Origin of the sequence: Halomonas sp. GD1P12, from assembly GCF_025725645.1 — a bacterium.
Lineage (GTDB): Bacteria > Pseudomonadota > Gammaproteobacteria > Pseudomonadales > Halomonadaceae > Vreelandella.
Genome location: NZ_CP107007.1, coordinates 1521568 through 1539280, shown reverse-complemented (window position 1 = coordinate 1539280; position 17713 = coordinate 1521568). Strand labels below are relative to the sequence as shown.

The 17713-nt window shown below is 62.2% G+C and carries 16 protein-coding genes; 4 read left to right on the top strand and 12 right to left on the bottom strand.

The window, feature by feature from the left end; genetic code table 11:
• Positions 1–41 precede the first annotated feature (41 nt).
• Positions 42–2645, bottom strand: coding sequence for a DUF3141 domain-containing protein (locus OCT39_RS07215; protein ID WP_263586987.1), 2604 nt, complete (start codon positions 2643–2645; stop codon positions 42–44).
• Between the two features lie 206 nt (positions 2646–2851).
• Here OCT39_RS07215 and OCT39_RS07210 point away from each other — a divergent pair, with 206 nt between their 5' ends.
• Entirely contained in the window at positions 2852–3841 is a 990-nt protein-coding gene (locus OCT39_RS07210) for a LysR family transcriptional regulator (protein WP_263586986.1), read from the top strand.
• 203 nt (positions 3842–4044) lie between these two features.
• Positions 4045–5097 carry a lipoyl synthase gene (gene lipA / locus OCT39_RS07205; RefSeq protein WP_263586985.1) on the top strand — a complete coding sequence of 351 codons (1053 nt, stop codon included), beginning with the start codon at positions 4045–4047 and terminating at the stop codon, positions 5095–5097.
• Positions 5098–5196: 99 nt separating this feature from the next.
• Here the strand turns inward: lipA and lipB are convergent, their stop codons facing one another.
• The 11 genes from lipB to OCT39_RS07150 all read right to left on the bottom strand — a co-directional run bounded on the left by lipB (position 5197) and on the right by OCT39_RS07150 (position 15641).
• Positions 5197–5871: a lipoyl(octanoyl) transferase LipB gene (lipB, locus tag OCT39_RS07200; RefSeq protein WP_263586984.1), complete on the bottom strand. Its 675-nt coding sequence runs from the start codon at positions 5869–5871 to the stop codon at positions 5197–5199.
• 29 nt (positions 5872–5900) lie between these two features.
• Positions 5901–6212, bottom strand: a complete 312-nt coding sequence (locus OCT39_RS07195; protein WP_263586983.1) for a YbeD family protein — start codon at positions 6210–6212, stop codon at positions 5901–5903.
• 70 nt (positions 6213–6282) lie between these two features.
• A complete protein-coding gene (locus OCT39_RS07190) occupies positions 6283–7482 on the bottom strand; it encodes a D-alanyl-D-alanine carboxypeptidase family protein (protein WP_263586982.1) in 1200 nt (399 codons plus the stop codon).
• 61 nt (positions 7483–7543) lie between these two features.
• The gene (locus OCT39_RS07185) at positions 7544–8518 is read right to left on the bottom strand and encodes a septal ring lytic transglycosylase RlpA family protein (protein WP_263586981.1); all 975 of its coding nucleotides are present in this window, start codon (positions 8516–8518) and stop codon (positions 7544–7546) included.
• A complete protein-coding gene (mltB, locus tag OCT39_RS07180) occupies positions 8515–9534 on the bottom strand; it encodes a lytic murein transglycosylase B (RefSeq protein WP_263586980.1) in 1020 nt (339 codons plus the stop codon). The genes OCT39_RS07185 and mltB overlap by 4 nt, the downstream gene beginning before the upstream one ends.
• A 46-nt stretch (positions 9535–9580) precedes the next feature.
• Positions 9581–10741, bottom strand: coding sequence for a rod shape-determining protein RodA (gene rodA / locus OCT39_RS07175; RefSeq protein ID WP_263586979.1), 1161 nt, complete (start codon positions 10739–10741; stop codon positions 9581–9583).
• Positions 10741–12648, bottom strand: a complete 1908-nt coding sequence (mrdA, locus tag OCT39_RS07170; RefSeq protein WP_263586978.1) for a penicillin-binding protein 2 — start codon at positions 12646–12648, stop codon at positions 10741–10743. The genes rodA and mrdA overlap by 1 nt, the downstream gene beginning before the upstream one ends.
• Before the next feature lie 63 nt (positions 12649–12711).
• On the bottom strand, positions 12712–13179 hold the full coding sequence (gene rlmH / locus OCT39_RS07165; RefSeq protein ID WP_263586977.1) for a 23S rRNA (pseudouridine(1915)-N(3))-methyltransferase RlmH: 468 nt from the start codon (positions 13177–13179) through the stop codon (positions 12712–12714).
• A 27-nt stretch (positions 13180–13206) separates the two neighbouring features.
• Complete coding sequence (rsfS, locus tag OCT39_RS07160) at positions 13207–13602, bottom strand: ribosome silencing factor (RefSeq protein WP_263586976.1); 396 nt, start codon at positions 13600–13602, stop codon at positions 13207–13209.
• Between the two features lie 78 nt (positions 13603–13680).
• Positions 13681–14337: a nicotinate-nucleotide adenylyltransferase gene (nadD, locus tag OCT39_RS07155; RefSeq protein WP_263586975.1), complete on the bottom strand. Its 657-nt coding sequence runs from the start codon at positions 14335–14337 to the stop codon at positions 13681–13683.
• On the bottom strand, positions 14334–15641 hold the full coding sequence (locus tag OCT39_RS07150; RefSeq protein ID WP_263587301.1) for a glutamate-5-semialdehyde dehydrogenase: 1308 nt from the start codon (positions 15639–15641) through the stop codon (positions 14334–14336). Before OCT39_RS07150 ends, nadD begins: the two co-directional genes overlap by 4 nt.
• Before the next feature lie 272 nt (positions 15642–15913).
• Between OCT39_RS07150 and OCT39_RS07145 the strand changes: the two genes are divergently transcribed.
• Positions 15914–16780 (top strand): hypothetical protein, encoded by an 867-nt coding sequence (locus OCT39_RS07145; protein WP_263586974.1) that lies wholly within the window; start codon positions 15914–15916, stop codon positions 16778–16780.
• A complete protein-coding gene (locus tag OCT39_RS07140) occupies positions 16777–17709 on the top strand; it encodes a diguanylate cyclase domain-containing protein (protein WP_263586973.1) in 933 nt (310 codons plus the stop codon). The genes OCT39_RS07145 and OCT39_RS07140 overlap by 4 nt, the downstream gene beginning before the upstream one ends.
• Positions 17710–17713: the final 4 nt, after the last annotated feature.

The window sequence follows — 17713 nt, the reverse complement described above, 5'->3', positions numbered from 1 at the left end:
GGGGGCGTTGGAGCTAACGTCACTCGAAAAACGTTACATCGTTAGCGCCGTGTACGCGGCTTGACTCGCGAGGTGCTGGTGCGCTTGGCGCCGCCGGCTTTGGCCTTGCTCGCCTTTGCTGACGTCACCCCGGCGTCACTCGAGGGTTTGGCGTCAGCGTCCGGCGCTTCAACTTTTTCAGCGGCGGTTTCGTTTGGAGAAGACTGCTCGTCGGCTTTGGTCAACGCGGCGGCACTCGATGAAGCTTGCTGATCCTCGGCGCTTTCAACGGATTTGCCGGCTGCCGACGTTCTCGCCGCACTGTCAGCACTGGTGCTCGACGCATCGTCTTCGACGTCGACTTTCGCTTCCTGAGCCGGCGCGACGGAAGCGGGCGCCGATGCCTCGACGGGTTTTTCCGGGCTGCGCGCACGATCAAAAAGCACCTTGATCTGCTCGAAGCGCTCGGCGCCACGCTCGCTAAGCTCACCGCTGGCGCCAAACACCTGGCTCAAGTGCTGCACGTGCTTGTCCAACGCGGCGTTGTCCTCGCCTTCCAGCAGCGTCGGCAGCGACTCGAGCGCCTTTTCGCGGTCGAGTTTCAAAATGAAGAACTGCTCGCGCACCAGGCGCTTGAACTCCTCGAGCGTCGTTTGGGTTTCAAGTTCGGCACGAGAGGCGCGCAGGCGCTTGAAATTGCGCTCGTCAGTGGCGGGCGCACCGCCCAGTACGTAGATGATCGAGCGAACCACCGCCTCGAGCGGCCCGCCCTGGCTGATTTTTTCGCGCAGCGCCTCCTTGCGCTGTTCGATGAAGCGAAGGTGCTCGGGCTCCGCCCCCGGGCGGCGGCGATGTACGTGGGCATCGCCATAAAGCCCTACTGCGGCCTGAAGCTGCGGCTGACCGTACATCGACAGAAACATCTTTTCGGTGGCGCCATCGCGAACGTCGCGGAAAGTATTGAGCCCATCGACGATCTGGTCCGACACAAAGGATTCGAGCGTTTTAAACAGGTTGTCGTCGCTTACCTCGACCCGGTTTTCACGTACCGCCTGAGCCATCATGGGCAAGAACACGGTCAAGGGGTTGCGATCCGACATCAGCCGATACCCCAAGCGGATCGGGTGCATTCGACGCATGAACCGCGCCGACTCCGGGGTGACCATCGCCTGAATCAAGGGCTGCAGGTAGAGCCGGTAAAAGCCCAGATTGATTTCAGAGATACGTGCAACGGTGGCAAAGCGCCGGTCGTCATCGACGCGGTGATGTACCTCGTCGTCCAGCTCATCAAAATTCCGCGGGGTGAATTCGAGCAGATAATCGCGCTCGATCAGGTCGGCGTCCTTGCGCTCGCTGGCATGCGTTATCGTCGTTTCATAAAGCCCCGGCGGCATGACATCGATGTAGTCCATGTTGGCCGTGAATTCCGAGTGCTCCTTGCGCGAAACGCTGCCGGAAACGAAGATTCCCAGGTGGCCGGTGGTATCGTGCATGCAGTAGATGATGGTCTGCTCGTTGGCGACGATATCGTCTTCGCCCTCGTAGAGATCACGAATCCAGCCAAGCGCCTGGGGTGGCGGGGTAATGTCGTCGCCGCGGGAGCAGAACACCACCACCGGCGAGCGCAGGTTACGAAGATCGATACGCCGCCCGTCACGGCTCACAAGCTGCGCGGTGGAAAGACGGTTACCCACGAACAGGTTATCGACGATGTACTGAATTTCATCGCCGCCGAGAATGACGTGCCCGCCCCACCAACGCTCGAACTCAAGATAACGCGTGGATTCGGTGTCGACATTGGCGTACAGGTGATACTGCTTCTTCCAGTAGGTGTTGGCCGGGTTCAGGCGCTCGAAATTCTGCACAAGCCAGGCACCGTCGAACTGGCCATTGCCAAGATCGCTGGTCAGCGCGGTGATCCAGCTACCGCCGGCCATACCGCCGGTATAGCGCATCGGGGCCTTGCCGCGCTCGCCGGCCCAGTAGGATAGCGGCGCGCCGGCGATCAAAATGGGGCCGAACACGTCCGGCTCCAATGCCGCCGCCATCATCAGCTGCCAGCCCGCCTGGCAGTTACCCACCACCATTGGCTTTTCGGTGATGTCCGGATGCAGCGAAATGATATGACGCAGAAATTCGACTTCCGCCTCGACCACGTCCTCGACGGTCTGGCCAGGCTCCGGATAGGGCAAAAAGCCGATGAAGTAGCACGGGTGGCCTGCTTTCAACGCCACGCCCAATTCACTGTCGGGTTTGAAGCCGCCAATGCCCGGGCCGTGGCCGGCGCGTGGGTCGACCACCACGAAGGGCCGCTTTTTGGGGTCGACGTGTGTACCTTCCGGGGGAAGCACGCGCAGAAGCTCGTAGTTGGTGGGGTGTGCAAGGGTACGACCGTCCATCACCACTTCGGTCTTGAATCCCAGCACGCTGGGCTTGGTCAGCTCCATGTGCTCGAGATACTGATTACCGCGCACGCGCATGACGTCCCAATAGAGGATGCTGCGCTCGATGCTATCACGCCAGTAACTCGCGGCAGCGCGGCCAAAACCAAACGGGTCCATCATGCTGACCAGCGCCTGCTGGCCGGATGAGGCCTCGCCGCTTTTCTGACCCGGAAGTCCGGGGAGCCAGCGACCCGACAGTAAGGGATTAGCGAGAAAATTCATGGTTTCTCCTGATGGATTGGTGCCCGAGACGCATCCACGCAACACGCCCTCATGCTGCAATGCAATATAGTCTAGACCAAAGCAGTCAAAGCGTCGATAACGTCGAAACCGTCGGGACGTGGCGACCTTTTCGGTGATAGCATCTCCCCGCACCTGGCCCGCCGCTCATCGACCCTTGCCGCGGCCTGTTACTGATCGAGGATTGCATGACCCCGACCGGCCTGCTCAATCGTCTGACCTTTCGCCAGCTCCAGGTGTTTCAGGCGGTCTATCAAAAGCGCTCCTACTCTCGCGCCGCCGAGCAGCTCGGGCTCACGCAGCCGGCGGTGAGCGCCCAAATTCGCCAGCTCGAGCACGCTCTGAAAGCGCCGCTTTTCAACTACGCAGGGAAAACGCTCTACGCGCTACCCGCCGCGGATACGCTGGCGATTTCCACCCGGGAAATCATCGGTCAGCTGGCCAGGCTTTCGATGAACCTGTCGGATCTCGATGGGCGCATCAAGGGCGAGCTCAATCTCGCTGCCGTCTCGTCCGCCCAATACGTGGTGCCCTATCTGCTTGCGCGCTTTCGCGCCCAGTACCCGGATATCAACGTGCGCTTGAAAGTGTGCAATCGAAGCCAGGCACTCGAACGCCTGGCCGAGCAGCGCGACGATCTGGTGATCATGGCGATGGTACCGCAAAACGACGCGCTCTCGGTGACGCCACTTTTGGAGAACGAGCTGATTCCGGTGGTATGGCCGGATCACCCGCTATTGACCATGCCCTCGCCCACGCTTGCGGACTTTGCGCGCCACTTCATACTAATGCGAGAGCCCGGCTCCGGCGTGCGCAACGCCTTCGAACAGCTGGCCGCCGATCAGGAAGTAGGCCTTGCCCATCGAATCGAGCTTGGCTCCAACGAGGCCATCAAACAGGGCGTCATGGCGCACCTGGGCGTGGCGGTACTTCCTCAGCTGGCGGTCAAGCTCGAGCTCGAGCACCACCTGTTGGCAAGCCCGCAGCTTCCCGCTTTTCCGATTCGCAGGTCCTGGTGCGCGGTTAACCGACGCGATCAGCTCCTGACCCCAGTCGCCGAGCTTTTTTTGCGCTTCACTAAAGAGCGCCTGGATGAGTACCGCCGCTTTTTTCAGGCCCGCGCCACGCCGCTACCGGGTCACGCGGTGTCGTGCCTGCCGGTTGAAAGCCCCCCGTGACCGGCGCTGGCGCTGTTTTGCCCCTTGCCAACTATGTTACATTAGCGCTACTACCTACGTCGTATCGCGCCGGTTCGGCCAGCGGCGTAGAGACCGCACTTTAAGGAGTGTCTTTTAGAAAGCGCCGGTTGATCGACCGGTCGTTCGCGCTTTTCAAACCCGCTCCTTGATTTAGCCCGTTGCACAGTAGAGAGGCGCTTTTTATGAGCAACACCCCCACACAGCGTGTGTCCAGCGGCCAAAAGTATCGTAACGAGCACGGCACCTCCGCCATCAAGGATGGCATGAAGGTTCGCCGCGAAGAGCCCCAGTCGCCGTCACTCGAGCGCAAGCCCAAGTGGCTGCGCGCCCAGATTCCCGGCGGCGAGCGTTTTGAGGCGGTGAAGAAGAACGTCTCCACCCACCGCTTGAGTACGGTGTGCGCCGAATCGCACTGCCCCAACATGGGCGAATGCTGGAGCAACGGCACCGCCACCATCATGCTGATGGGCTCGGTATGCACCCGGGCGTGTCGCTTCTGCGCCGTGGATACCGGTAACCCTCACGGCTGGCTCGATCATGAAGAGCCCGAGAATACTGCCAAGTCTGTCGAGCTGATGGCGCTACGCTACATCGTGCTGACCTCTGTCGACCGGGACGACCTCGATGACGGTGGCGCCGCTCACTACGCCAGTTGCATCCAGGCGATCAAGACGCGGACCCCGGACGTGGTGGTCGAGGCACTGACGCCGGACTTCGATGGCCGGCTGGACGCCATCGAGCGCGTGGTCGATTCAGGGCTCGAGGTCTTTGCCCAGAACGTGGAAACCGTGGAGCGGTTGACTTCTCGCGTGCGTGACCCGCGCGCCGGCTACCGCAAGACCCTCGACGTGCTGGCGCATGCCAAGAAGCACCGCCCGGACGTGATCACCAAAACGAGCCTGATGCTGGGCCTTGGCGAAACCGATGAAGAGATCCTGCAGACCTTCGACGATCTGCGCGAGATCGGTGTCGATATCGTCACGCTCGGTCAGTATCTGCGCCCGACGAAGAACCACCTTCCGGTGGAGCGCTGGGTGACCCCGGAAGAGTTCGACCGCTACCGCGTACTGGGTCTGGAAAAAGGCTTCATGGAAGTTCCCTCCGGGCCGCTGGTACGCTCGAGCTACCGCGCCGACAAGGTGTTCGAAAAGAACAATCTGGGGCTTGCCGCGCCGGCCGCCGTCCCGGGCCAGCAGCAGGATGAAAACCGCATTCCGGCGTTCAACGTCGGCTGATACGCCTTTCAAGCGCCCATCAAAAAGCGCCTGCCCTTTTGGGGCAGGCGCTTTTTTATATCACGCCGATGCGTCGTCGCTCACTTTTACCGTTTTGCGCTAAAGCGTTTTGGTCTGAACCGGTCCAAGCGAGCGTTTGAGCGTTGCGGCAAGCGCGCGGGCAAGCTTCTCACCCACCTCATCACAGCTTGCCTCAGGCCCTGACGGCTCGATCAGATCCTGCAGGCGAGTCACCGCCATACCGGCGTAGCCGCAGGGGTTGATGCGCGCGAAAGGCGCAAGATCAGCGCTGACGTTCAACGCCACGCCGTGGTAGCTTGCGCCGCGGCGAATGCGAAGCCCGAGCGAGGCGATCTTGGCTTCGCCCAAAGGCGTTGCCACGTAGACGCCGGGGGCGTCCGGTCTTGCCCGGGCGCCGATACCAAAGCTCTCGAGCACCTCGATCACCGCGTTTTCCAGCGCGCTCACCAGCTCGCGCACGCCGATTTTGGCGCGGCGCACGTCCAGAAGCGGGTAGAGCACCACCTGGCCCGGGCCGTGGTAGGTCACCTGCCCGCCCCGATCGGTTTGCACCACAGGGATATCGCCGGGCATCAGCAGATGTTCCGGCTTGCCGGCCTGGCCCTGGGTGAACACCGGGTCGTGCTCGACGAGCCAGAACTGATCCGGCGTTGTCTCGTCGCGCTCGTCGGTGAGCGTGCGCATCGCATGCCAGACCGGCTCATAAGCCTGACGGCCGAGCCGGTAAAGCTCGATGGGGGCGTCATTTGCCATCGAACGCTCGTCCATCACGCGATCGTTCATCACACGACCATGTGCACACGGCCGGTCGCCTTGAGCTCTTCGAACAGCGCGCCAAGCTGCTGCTCGCCGGTGGCGCGAATCGATACCCGCACCGACTGAAAGCGGCCGTTGCGGCTATCCACTACCTGCATGGCGCCGGCATCGAACTCGGGGTCGTACTTCACCAGTATTTGACAGACGATGGCGGCGAAGTCTTGCGCGGCGTCACCCACGACCTTGAGCGGATAGTCACATGGGAACGTGATTTTCGGGGGCTCGCTTGGCTTTTGCGTGCGCAGGTCGCGAAACCCGTTGTTTGCACCCTTTTTCATGGCTTGCCTTTGGTTGCAAAAGTTAACTGCAAAATGGCGCGCCCGGTAGGCGCGCGGAGATATCAAACGCTTAGTCGGTGAAACGGCTAAACAGCCCGCTGAAAAAGCGCTGTACCTGATCGAACAGGCGCTTGAACAGCCCGCCCTCTTCCACGCTTTCAAGCGCGGTTAGCTGGCGCTCGCCTACCATCTCTTCGCCCAGGTAGACTTCCAGCGTACCGACGTTGTCGCCCACGGCGACCGGGGCCTGGAGGTCTTCGTCCAGGTTCAGGCGCGCGCGCAGCTCTTCGTTGCGATTGCGCGGTAGCGTCATGAAGACTTCGCCATCTACACCGACGCGAAGCTCGTTGATATCACCGCCCCAAACCCGCGGGGTGGCAAGTACCGCGCCGCGCTCGTAAAGCTTCATGGTTTCATAAAAGCGAAAACCGTAGCTTAGAAGCTTCTGGGTTTCCTGGGCGCGGGCTTCTTCGGAGTTGGTGCCCATTACCACTGAAATCAAGCGCATGTCGTCACGCTTGGCCGAGGAGACCAGGCAATAACCGGCATCGTTGGTCCAGCCGGTTTTCAAGCCATCGACGGTCGGGTCGCGCCACAGCAGGCGGTTACGGTTGGGCTGGTCGATACCACCGTAGGAAAAGCTTCTCTGCGAGTAGATCTGATAGTGTTCGGGGTAGTCATTGATGATGTGCTGAGTCAAAAGCGCCAGGTCATGGGCCGACGAGTAGTGGTTATCGTGGGGCAAGCCCGTGGCGTTTTCGAAATGCGTGTTGCGCATGCCGAGCCGGTCGGCGTGCTGGTTCATCAGGTCGGCAAAGGGCGCTTCGCCGCCGGCCAGGTGCTCGGCCATGGCCACGCTTGCATCGTTACCGGAGACGATTACGATACCGTGGAGCAGATCCTCCACCGACACCTGGTCGCCCACCTCGATGAACATCTTGGAGCCGCCGGTGCGCCAGGCGTTTTCGCTGATGTTGACCATATCGCTCATGTTGATGGTGCCGCGGTCGAGCTCGCGCTCCACCATGTAAGCGGTCATCAGCTTGGTGATACTCGCCGGCGGCAGACGCTCGTCGGCGTTGTGCTCGACCAGTACGCGGCCGCTATCGGCATCCATTAAAATCCAGGAGCTCGCGGCAAGCTGCGGCGCCGCGGGGATGATGGTCTGGGGCTGGGGAATCACCTGAGCCGTGGCGGGCAGGGCCACTGCGGTCACCGTTGCGATCAGACAAAGACGAGCGGTACGGCGAAACGCATTGAAAATAGTCATTACTCACTTCTCACTTGCATCAATAAAACGTCAAAAAACGAAAGGTATCGGACACCGCCGATTATCTCACAACGAAAACCTGAGAGAAGCCTGCCTGGCCCAGCGCCACTCGGGCCTGCTGCTCCTGATTCGGCGACATGGGGCCGACCTGTACGCGGTGTACATCGTCATCGCTTTGCACACGCACCGAGTGTAAAAGCTCGCCGCCCAAGCGCTGCTGGAGGGCGCGGGCGCTCTCTTCGTTGCCGAGCGCGGCGATTTGTAGATAGATTTCATCACCGCCTGTCGCCGGCTGAGCGCGCGCCGGCGCCGGTGTTGGCGCGGCGGCCTGCGCCGGTACAGACGCTACGGCGGGCGCCCGCGAAGACGCAGCGGCGGGCACGGGCCTTGCGCCCCCGCCTCGATTGGCCAGCCACTGCTGCGGGTCGATCGCTTCGACGCGTACCCGGCCGGTGCCGTTGTCCAGAATTCCAAGGCGCGCCGCCGCCGCGTAGGAGAGATCGATTTCGCGGTCGCTGTGGAACGGGCCGCGGTCGTTGACCCGCACGATGACCGAATTGCCGCTATCGAGACTGGTGATTCGGGCAAAGGTCGGCAGCGGCAGCGAGCGGTGCGCCGCCGACATCTTGTACATGTCGTAGATTTCGCCGTTGGAGGTGGCGTAACCATGAAATTTCTCGCCGTACCAGGAGGCGGTGCCTTGTTTGGTATAGCCCGAAGCGCTCGGCAGCACGTGATATGTTTCGCCCCACACCTGATAGGTCGAGCGGTTGCCTGCCCTTGAGGGCGCCTCGATGCGCGGCTGGGCATCCGGTACCTGGCTGACATCCGGCGGCTCGACCGGGTAGGCATCGCCGCTCATGGCGTAGCGCTCGCCGCTCCCGCTGGCGGTACTCGCCGCAGCCGGTGACGCCTCGCGAGGCGGATGGTTGGCATTGACCGTGGTCGGCGCATTTTGGCCCGCGCACCCGGTCACGAGCGTCAGCAGCGCCGCGCCCGCGCCCAGGGCGCGGGTCTGTTTGAACAGTTGTCTCATTGCTGGCCCTCAAGCGTGTCGGCAATGGCCCCGGCGAGCTCGACCACCGCCATCGCGTAAAGGTGACTGTGGTTGTAGCGAGTGATCACATAAAAGTTGTATTCGCCGACCCCGTAGCGGGTCTGGCCGTCGGCGAGTTTGAGCGCCAGCGGCACGATCTCAAGCGACGGGTCGAGCTCATCGTCGCTGATAAGCCCCGCCTCGGCAGCTTCGCGAACCGTCACACTCGGCGCCCGAGTCTGGTTGAATGAGAGCGCCTGCTCGGCGGCCTCGCTGCCGGCTGCCTCGTGGTAGATCGGCGCGCCGGCCTGCCAGCGGTGCTCGGCGAAGTAGTTGGCGACACTGCCGATCGCATCGACCGAATTTTCCCACAAATCGCGGCGCCCATCACCATCGAAGTCGACCGCGTAAGCCTGGTAGCTGGTGGGGATGAACTGCGGATAGCCCATCGCCCCGGCGTAGGAGCCCAGCACGCTTTCCGGCGCGACCTCCTGCTCGTGGGTGATGGCCAAAAACGCCGCCAGCTCGCCGCGGAAAAAGCGCCCGCGCGATGGGTGGTAAAAGGCGAGCGTCGCGAGCGAATCCAGCACGCGGTGATCGCCCTTGTAGCGCCCGTAATAGGTTTCCACACCGATGATCGCTGCGATCACCTCGGGCGGTACGCCGTAACGCTGCTCTGCGCGATCAAAAGCCTCCTGCTGGGTGCTGATGAACGCAGCGCCCTGCTCGACTCGCTCGTCACTCATGAAGATATCGCGGTACTCGTGCCATTCCAGCCGGCGCTCGGCGGCGCCTTCCATGGCGTCGAGCACCTCCTGGCTGAAGCTCGCCTCGTCGAGCGCCTGATCGAGCCACGCCCGGGGAATACCCTGACCTGAGAGCTCGTCGATCAGCTCCGCTGTCGCCGGGTGCCGCTCGGGGTCAAATGCGCTTTCCGGCTCGCCCCACGCCGGTAAGGCGCCGGCCATCGCCACCGCCAACACAATGCCGCCAACGCTTTTTCGGGTCCTGCCCATTCCCCACACTCCTTTGTCATAAAATCGCGTCAACACCGGTCAAGCACTAACGCGACAGCAGCCGCCGATGGGCATGAATCGACATGAGAATACCGAAGCCGGCCATCAAGGTCACGCTCGATGTCCCGCCGTAGCTCACCAGCGGTAGCGGCACGCCCACCACCGGCAGAATACCGCTGACCATGCCGACGTTGACGAAGACATAAATGAAAAACGTCAAAATGATGCTGCCGGCATAAAGTCGCCCGAAGGTCGCCTGGGAGCCGGCGGCGAGCCACAGCCCACGGCTAACGATCAGCGTGTAGAGCACGAGCAGCAGCGTCATGCCGACGAGGCCGAACTCCTCGCCCAGCACCGCGATAATGAAGTCGGTATGGCGCTCGGGCAGAAACTCGAGCTGCGACTGGGTACCTTCGAGCCAGCCCTTGCCCCAGATGCCGCCGCTGCCGATCGCCGTGGTGGATTGAATGATGTTCCAGCCCGACCCCAGCGGGTCGCTGTCCGGATCGAGAAACGTCAGCACGCGCTGGCGCTGATAGTTGTGCATGTTCATCCACAAAAGCGGCAGCGCCGCGCCCGCCAGCGCCGCGATAAACGCGATCAGCCGCCAGGAAAGCCCTGCCAGCAGTACGACCAGCACCGCGGCACTTGCGATCAAAAGCGACGTACCCAAATCCGGCTGAATCGCAGTCAGCACCACCGGCGCCCCGATGATGATGGCGCATACCACCAGATCGCGAAGCCTGGGCGGTAGCTGGCAGCGATTCAGGTACGCCGCCACCATCAGAGGCACCCCCAACTTCATCATTTCCGAGGGTTGAAAGCGAATTACGCCAGGAATCTCGAGCCAGCGCTTGGCGCCCATGCCGATATCGCCAACGATTTCGACCGCCACCAGCATGGCAAGCCCCACGCCATACGCCAGCGGCGCCCAGCGCAGAAAGGTGGTGGGGCTGAGCTGGGCCAGCGTGAACATCACTACCAGCGCCAGTCCAAAACGTATCGCCTGGGCGATGACGACCTCGATGCGCTGACCCGATGCGCTGTAAAGTACTATCAGCCCGCTGGCCATCAGTACCAACAGCATGGCCAAAAGCCACGGGTCCAGGTGCAGGCGCTCCCAGATACTCTTGCGCCGGGCGATACCGCTATCCGGCGGACGAACCGGGTGGCGGCGAAAGCTGCGGGGTAGTGGCCAAGGCACCATCAGTTACCCTCCACGCCGGTGCTTTCATCGCTCATTTCATCGAGTATTTCCTCGGCCTCGGGGGCCTGGTCGCGCAAAAGCCAGGCATCGGTCATGGCACGTGCCAGGTGCGCGGCGTGGGTACTGCCGCCGCCGGCGTTCTCGACGATCACCGACACCGCAATTTGAGGCTCCTCGATCGGTGCGAAGGCCATGAACAGCGCATGGTCACGCAGGCGCTCTTCGAGTTGGTCGGCGTTATAGCGCTGATCCTGACCCAGTGAAAAGACCTGGGCGGTCCCGGATTTACCGCCCATCCGGTACTCGAGACCGACGCCGGTGCGCCGCGCGGTCCCTTCGCTACCGGAGAGCACTTTCTCCATCCCGCTGAAAACGCGATCCCACCAGCTGTCATTGCTGAGTTCGATATCATCCAGCGTATCCGGCAGCACTGCTGGCATCGGTTCGCCCCCAATGCGCCGCGCAAGATGGGGCTTCACCCAGTGTCCACGGTTGGCAAGCGTAGCCGTGGCGCTGGCAAGCTGCAATGGCGTGATCTGTAGATACCCTTGCCCGATCCCCACCGACAACGTCTCACCAGGATACCAGGCCTGATTGAAGCGCGCCCGCTTCCACTCCCGCGACGGCAAAAGCCCGGTGCTTTCGCCCTGCACATCAAACGCCACGCGCTGGCCAAAGCCAAAATTACTGAGCTGCTCGTGAATGTTATCGATGCCCAAGTCGTGGGCCAGTGAATAGAAGTAGGTATTGTTGGAGACCGCCAGCGCTCGCTCGAGATTGACCCGGCCGTGACCCCAGCGCAGCCAGTTGCGGTAGCGGCGCGAGTCGTTGGGCAGCTGGTAGTAGCCTGGATCGTTGATCGTGGTGTCCGGCGTGATCACGCCCTCGATCAGTCCGGCCAGCGCCATGAACGGCTTGATCGTCGAGCCCGCCGGGTAGTGCCCGCGAATGGCGCGATTGAAAAGCGGAAGGTCGATATCTTCCTGAAGCCCGCGGTAGGACGCCACGTCGATGCCGGTGACGAACTGATTGGTATCGAAGCCCGGCGTCGAGACCATGGCGAGGATTTCACCGGTGGCAGGCATGATCGCCACGATCGAGCCGCGGCGGCCGTCCATGAGCTCGTAGGCGAGCGCCTGCATCGACTTATCGAGCGTGAGCGTCAGGTTCTGCCCGGGTACCGGGTCGGTGCGCCCGAGCTCTCGAAGCACCCGCCCCCGGGCGTTGGTCTCTACCTTGCGAAAGCCGGCCTCGCCGTGCAGCTCCTCTTCGTAGAAACGCTCGACCCCGGTTTTACCGATAAAGTGCGTGCCGGCGTAGCGGCCAGTGTCCAGCTCCTTGAGCTCGTCGGCGTTGATGCGTCCGACATACCCAAGCGCATGGGACATGATCTCGGCATCCGGGTAGTAGCGCAAAAGCTGCGCCTCGACCTCGACGCCGGGCAAGCGGTGGCGGTTGACCGCGAGCCGGGCTATCTGATCCTCGCTCAGATCACTCATCAACAGCGCCGGCTGGAAGGGGCGCTGGCGCTGGCGCGAGCGTACGTTGAAGGCCTCGATCTCCTCCTCGGGCAGCTCCAGAAGCTCGACCAGAAGCGCTAATGTCTCATCCAGGTCGTCGACGCGCTCGCGCACCAACGTCAGGTTGTAGGTTGGGCGATTTTCCGCCAGCAGCACCCCGTTGCGGTCGAAAATCAGCCCTCGTGTGGGCGGCAGTGGCTCGACGCGCACGCGGTTTTTTTCCGAACGGGTGGTGTAAAGGTCGTGCTGTACGATCTGTAGATAGGCGAGACGGCCGGTCAGAACCCCGGTCAGTAGCAGCACGAACACGATCGCCAAAAGCGACCTGACCCGGAAAATGCGAAGTTCCTGTTCGGCGTTTTTTAGCGTGTCGCGGCGCTTGCGCATAACAGCAGGCAACTCTTGAAACTGGCACGAGCCGACGCGGGCATGGGGTGCCCGGCCGTGCGCCTAGCGGTGGTAAGGATGACCGATGAGCAGCGTCCACGCGCGGTAGAGCTGCTCGGCAAGCATGACCCGCACCAGCGGGTGTGGAAGCGTCAGCCCCGAAAGCGACCAGCGCTGGTGGGCAAGCGCAGACACGGAAGGCTCCAGCCCGTCCGGCCCGCCGACCAGCAGCGCGATATCGCGCCCTTCCATGCGCCACTGCCCCACTTCCTGGGCGAGCTGCTCGGTGCTGATACGCTTGCCATCGACTTCGAGCGCCACGACCAGTTCATCTCCGCGAAGCTTTTCGCGGATGCGCTGCCCTTCCTGGGCCCGGGCGCGAGCGACGTCGGCGTTTTTGCCCCTGGGGCCCAGCGCGATCTCCTCGATCTCGAGGCTAAACTCGCGCGGCAGGCGCTTTCTGTAGGTGTCGACACCCTCTTCGACCCAGCCGGGCATTTTGGTGCCCACGGCGAGAAGACGCACTTTCATGAATCGATGCTCATTTCAATCAGCAACTTACGACATCGTAATGCGCTGGTCCGGCTTTTGCAGCGTTTCGTTGATCATCTCGTCACCGGCGCCGTCGCTCGGCAGATCCGCCCAGAGGCGCTCCAGATCGTAAAGTGCGCGGGCTTCGGGCAGCATGACGTGAACGAGCACGTCGCCCAGATCGACCAGCACCCAGTCGGCGTTATCGCCGCCTTCCACGCCCTGGGGCTTGAGCCCGGCAGCCTTGGCCTTTTCGACCACGTTTTGCGCAAGCGCGGAGACGTGACGGGTCGACGTGCCGCTGGCGATCAGCATCAGGTCGGTGACCTGAGTCAACTGCGAAACGTCCAGTTGGGTGATGTCGCGCGCCTTGAGCTCTTCCAACGCGTCGATCGCCAGGGTTTTCAGTGTATCGATTTGCATGACTCCTCGAATATCCTCGTGTGGTGGTCAACAAATAGCGGGCCATTGTAACGGCTTCTATACCGACTACCAGCGCTATTAGCGACTTTGATAGAGCTCGCGGGCAAAAATCTGCGTCTCGACGGCCTCGGGCAGCAGGTAGCGCACGCTTTTGCCTTTGGCCAGGCGCGCCCGAACCTCAGTGGCGGAAATCGCCATGCGCGAGTCAAGCTCGAGAAAAAGAAAGCGTCCAAACGGATGCTCCATCAAATCGACGACCGTATCGACTGCGCGATGGCCGACCAGTTCCGCAAGCGCCGGCGGCAACGTGTCGCTATAGCCGGGCCGCGCGATCACTACCAGGTGGGCCAGCTCGAAGATCGCCTCGGGCTGGTGCCACTGGGCCAGGCGTAAAAAGGTGTCGAATCCAATTACCATGCTGAGCCGCGCCTGGTCGCCGTACTCGCCTCGAAGCTCTCTGAGTGTCGCGACGCTGTAGGAGGGACCGTCTCGCTTGAGCTCGCGGTCATCGGCGATCAGTCCAGGGGTGTTACCGATACCGGCGCGCAGCAGCGCGAAGCGCTCCTCGGGCGCGACCTGGGGCGTATCGCGAAGCGGCGGCCGTGGAGCGGCCACCATGTGAAGACGCTCGACGCCAAGGGCCTCGCGCACTTCGACGGCGCTTCTCAAATGGCCCAGATGAACCGGGTCGAAGGTGCCGCCGAGCATGGCGACGTTGGCAGGCGCTTCGCTCATTGACGCACCTGGCCCTCGCCCAGCACGACGTACTTTTGTGTGGTCAGGCCTTCGAGACCGACCGGGCCGCGGGCGTGGAGCTTGTCAGTGGAGATACCGATCTCCGCGCCCAAACCGTACTCGAAGCCGTCGGCGAAGCGGGTCGAGGCGTTGACCACCACCGAGCTCGAATCCACCTCGGCCATGAATCGCCGGGCAAGCGAATAGTCCTCGGTGACGATCGCATCGGTGTGCTGCGAGCTGTAGCGCTCGATGTGCGCCATGGCGTCATCGATCCCGTCGACCACGCGCACGGCCAGAATCGGCGCCAGATACTCGGCCGCCCAATCCTCCTCGGTGGCCTCGAGCGCCTGTGGCAGCAGCGCGCGGGTGCGCTCGCAGCCGCGAAGCTCCACCTCGAACTCGGCAAAGGCCCGCGCGAGCTCCGGTAAAATGAGGTCGGCGACAGCAGCGTCGACCAGCAGCGTTTCCATGGTGTTACAGGTGCCATAGCGATGGGTCTTGGCGTTGATGGCGATGGCGAGCGCCTTGGCCGGGTCCGCGGTAGCATCGATATAGACGTGGCAAACGCCGTCGAGGTGCTTGATGACCGGCACCCGCGCCTCCAAGGAGATACGCGCGATCAGCGACTTGCCCCCCCGGGGAATGATCACATCGACGAACTCGGGCATCGTGATCAGCGCGCCCACTGCGGCGCGGTCGGTCGTGGCGACGACCTGCACCGCACTTGAGGGAAGCCCGGCGCTTTTAAGGCCGGCCTGAAGGCAGGCGTTGAGCGCGGCGTTGGACGCTTGCGCCTCGGAACCACCGCGCAGAATGCAGGCGTTGCCGGATTTGAGGCACAGACTCGCCGCCTCGATGGTGACGTTGGGACGCGACTCGAAGATGATGCCGATCACACCCAGCGGCACACGCATCTTGCCGACCTGGATACCGCTGGGGCGGTAGTTCATCGCGCTGATTTCCCCGACCGGGTCGGGCAGCGCGCCGACCTGCTCGAGGCCCGTGATCATGGCGTCGATGCGCGCTTCGGTCAGCGCCAGCCGGTCCAACAGCGCCGCATCCAGGCCGTTTTGGCGGCCGCGCTCGAGATCCGCCTGGTTGGCCTCCAAAAGCGCCGGGCGGGCGGCGTCGAGCTCGCGAGCGATCGCGCAAAGCGCGCGGTTTTTACTCCCGCTATCCGCGGCGCGCAGCGTTTTCGCCGCGGCCCGGGCGCGCTGGCCAAGCTCTTTCATATAGGCCGGCACGTCGCTTTCGGCCAGCGCGGTCAGGGCGTTATCGTGATCGGCGCTTGCAACGCTCATGCTCTCTCCCAGTGTGGTCATCGTGGTGCCTGCATAGACTCGCCCCGTATTGGCGGGTGTTGGCAAGATTTGGCAGGTGTCAGCGAGTCGGACCGTCCGCTCGACGGCTGCCCGCTGCAACGGTGGAAACATCTAATAACATTATCACCCACAAAATAAATAGACTAAACGTTATACTGAGTTTTCGAATTCGAACCACCCGTACGCCTTAGACGTAGCGTCGCTTTTTCGCATCAGGCCCTCTTCTCAAACCGAGTCAGCAGTCAGTTACCATGCCAAACGAGTACAAAGTATGCTTTTTGAGAATCAACCTGCTGCTGGCCGCCGCCGCGCTCGCTTTCTGGTCCTACGGGGCACCGGCTCCCGCCGCAATTGCACTTTGGGTCGGCGCGTTCTGGCTGTTGCTCACAGCGACCCTTATGGACTTCAACCTGCGCCGCTCGCGGGATCTAAGCTGGCAACTGTTGACCATACTTTTGCTGCTGTATCTGATCGCGGCCGCGCCGGAGCGCCATGGCATCCTGGTTTGGGTCTGGGCGGCATTTTTCTTGCTCCCTCAAAGCCGGATGATGCTCACCTTCAACGTGTTGGGCGCCGCCGTCAGCTGGGTACTAGTGGCGCTTGCCACGCCCATGGCTCAAGCGCTGATGCTACTGCTGGCGCTGGGTGTTCTATCACTTTTGGCCTATGCCCAAAGCCGTAAGCTGGTCGACGTGCACGGCTCCAGCGTACGCCAGCGGCTGCGCTTGATTCCGGGGCTCAATCTGTGGCCCGCCGAGCAGCTTTTGCGCGATTTGAACCGTGAGCAGATTCGCGCCAAACGCGAAAACATCCACGCCGAGGTGATGATCGTTCACGTCAAGCGTCATCAGCTCTGGTCCTGCGCCCAGCGCCTTTGCAATTTGACGCACGCTTTCGAGAGCGTTTACCGCCTCGATGGATCATCGCTTGCAGTGCTGCTGCTGTGCACCGACCCTCATGACATGAACGAGCGTCGCCAGCGGCTTTGCAGTGCGCTCCCCGGCGACACTCGTTGTCAGTACGTTGCGCTCAGCGAGCTTGGATCAGAGCCGATCACGATCAAATCGCTCACCCGTCAATCCGTCGCGATCGACGCGCCCAGAGAGTGCTGTTCATGACCCGATATTTACATCCGCGGGCGCTGATGTCACTGACGTATGTTGCCTGCCTGCTGATTACCGCCTGTTATACGCTGTGGCTCTACGCCATGGGCTACTATCGCGAACTGATGGTGCCGCTGTTTATCACGCTGCTACTGATAACGGCGGTGCTTTTGCACTGCGGCCGCGCTCTTTCGCCTTACGGGCCTCGGGCAATTTTGCTTGCCAGCGCCTATATCGGCGTCTCCTCGGCCTTCTACTTCGGCCTGGCACACTCACTGCTTTGGCTGGGCCTTCCGGTGGCGGCGGCGTTCGTGCTGCTCCCGCACTGGAGCGCGCTTTGTTTGAATTTGCTCTATACGCCGCTTTGGTGGCTGATACCGCCGGTCGAAAGCGATTTTTTTCCTCTTTCCTTCGGCTATTTGGCGATCATTTTAATGTTCGCTTTGCCGCCCTGGGAGCTGGCCAGACGCCATGCGCTGCTGCGCGCCTCTGATCCTCATGACAACGAATGCGACGCTTACGATATCGATACGCTCAAGGAGCGGCTGAGCAACGAGTTCCAGCGCGCGCGGCTGCTCGACAAACGACTGGCGGTGTTGGTGCTCCATTTGCCCCAGCTCGACATGGCCGAAGAGCAGTTCGGCCTTCGCACGAAAAAAGCGCTGCTGGAGGCGCTTTGTAGCGAGGTCAACCGCCGCTGTCGCGATCACGACCTGCTGGGCCGCTTGGGCGGTGCGAATTTTTGGCTGGTTCTGCCGGACACCAGCGAAAGCGGCGCGCTACTGGTACGCGAGCGTCTTTATCGGGCGCTTTCAAGGCGAGTGCTGATCGAAACCGGCCCGCTCGAGGCGCGCATCGGTGTATGCTTACCGCGGCCCGACGAGCGTTTTACTCCCTTCATTCTGCGTCTCGAGCGGCTATCGGAAACGCTACATCGTCATTGATTAA

What these genes read in the sequence shown, in the direction of transcription:
- OCT39_RS07210 (WP_263586986.1), top strand. Translation starts at nt 2,852, where the DNA reads ATGACCCCGACCGGCCTGCTCAATCGTCTGACCTTTCGCCAGCTCCAG.
- rsfS (WP_263586976.1), bottom strand. Translation starts at nt 13,602, where the DNA reads ATGCAAATCGATACACTGAAAACCCTGGCGATCGACGCGTTGGAAGAG.
- rodA (WP_263586979.1), bottom strand. Translation starts at nt 10,741, where the DNA reads ATGGTGCCTTGGCCACTACCCCGCAGCTTTCGCCGCCACCCGGTTCGT.
- nadD (WP_263586975.1), bottom strand. Translation starts at nt 14,337, where the DNA reads ATGAGCGAAGCGCCTGCCAACGTCGCCATGCTCGGCGGCACCTTCGAC.
- OCT39_RS07195 (WP_263586983.1), bottom strand. Translation starts at nt 6,212, where the DNA reads ATGAAAAAGGGTGCAAACAACGGGTTTCGCGACCTGCGCACGCAAAAG.
- OCT39_RS07150 (WP_263587301.1), bottom strand. Translation starts at nt 15,641, where the DNA reads ATGAGCGTTGCAAGCGCCGATCACGATAACGCCCTGACCGCGCTGGCC.
- lipB (WP_263586984.1), bottom strand. Translation starts at nt 5,871, where the DNA reads ATGGCAAATGACGCCCCCATCGAGCTTTACCGGCTCGGCCGTCAGGCT.
- OCT39_RS07190 (WP_263586982.1), bottom strand. Translation starts at nt 7,482, where the DNA reads ATGACTATTTTCAATGCGTTTCGCCGTACCGCTCGTCTTTGTCTGATC.
- mrdA (WP_263586978.1), bottom strand. Translation starts at nt 12,648, where the DNA reads ATGCGCAAGCGCCGCGACACGCTAAAAAACGCCGAACAGGAACTTCGC.
- OCT39_RS07140 (WP_263586973.1), top strand. Translation starts at nt 16,777, where the DNA reads ATGACCCGATATTTACATCCGCGGGCGCTGATGTCACTGACGTATGTT.
- OCT39_RS07215 (WP_263586987.1), bottom strand. Translation starts at nt 2,645, where the DNA reads ATGAATTTTCTCGCTAATCCCTTACTGTCGGGTCGCTGGCTCCCCGGA.
- rlmH (WP_263586977.1), bottom strand. Translation starts at nt 13,179, where the DNA reads ATGAAAGTGCGTCTTCTCGCCGTGGGCACCAAAATGCCCGGCTGGGTC.
- OCT39_RS07145 (WP_263586974.1), top strand. Translation starts at nt 15,914, where the DNA reads ATGCCAAACGAGTACAAAGTATGCTTTTTGAGAATCAACCTGCTGCTG.
- OCT39_RS07185 (WP_263586981.1), bottom strand. Translation starts at nt 8,518, where the DNA reads ATGAGACAACTGTTCAAACAGACCCGCGCCCTGGGCGCGGGCGCGGCG.
- mltB (WP_263586980.1), bottom strand. Translation starts at nt 9,534, where the DNA reads ATGGGCAGGACCCGAAAAAGCGTTGGCGGCATTGTGTTGGCGGTGGCG.
- lipA (WP_263586985.1), top strand. Translation starts at nt 4,045, where the DNA reads ATGAGCAACACCCCCACACAGCGTGTGTCCAGCGGCCAAAAGTATCGT.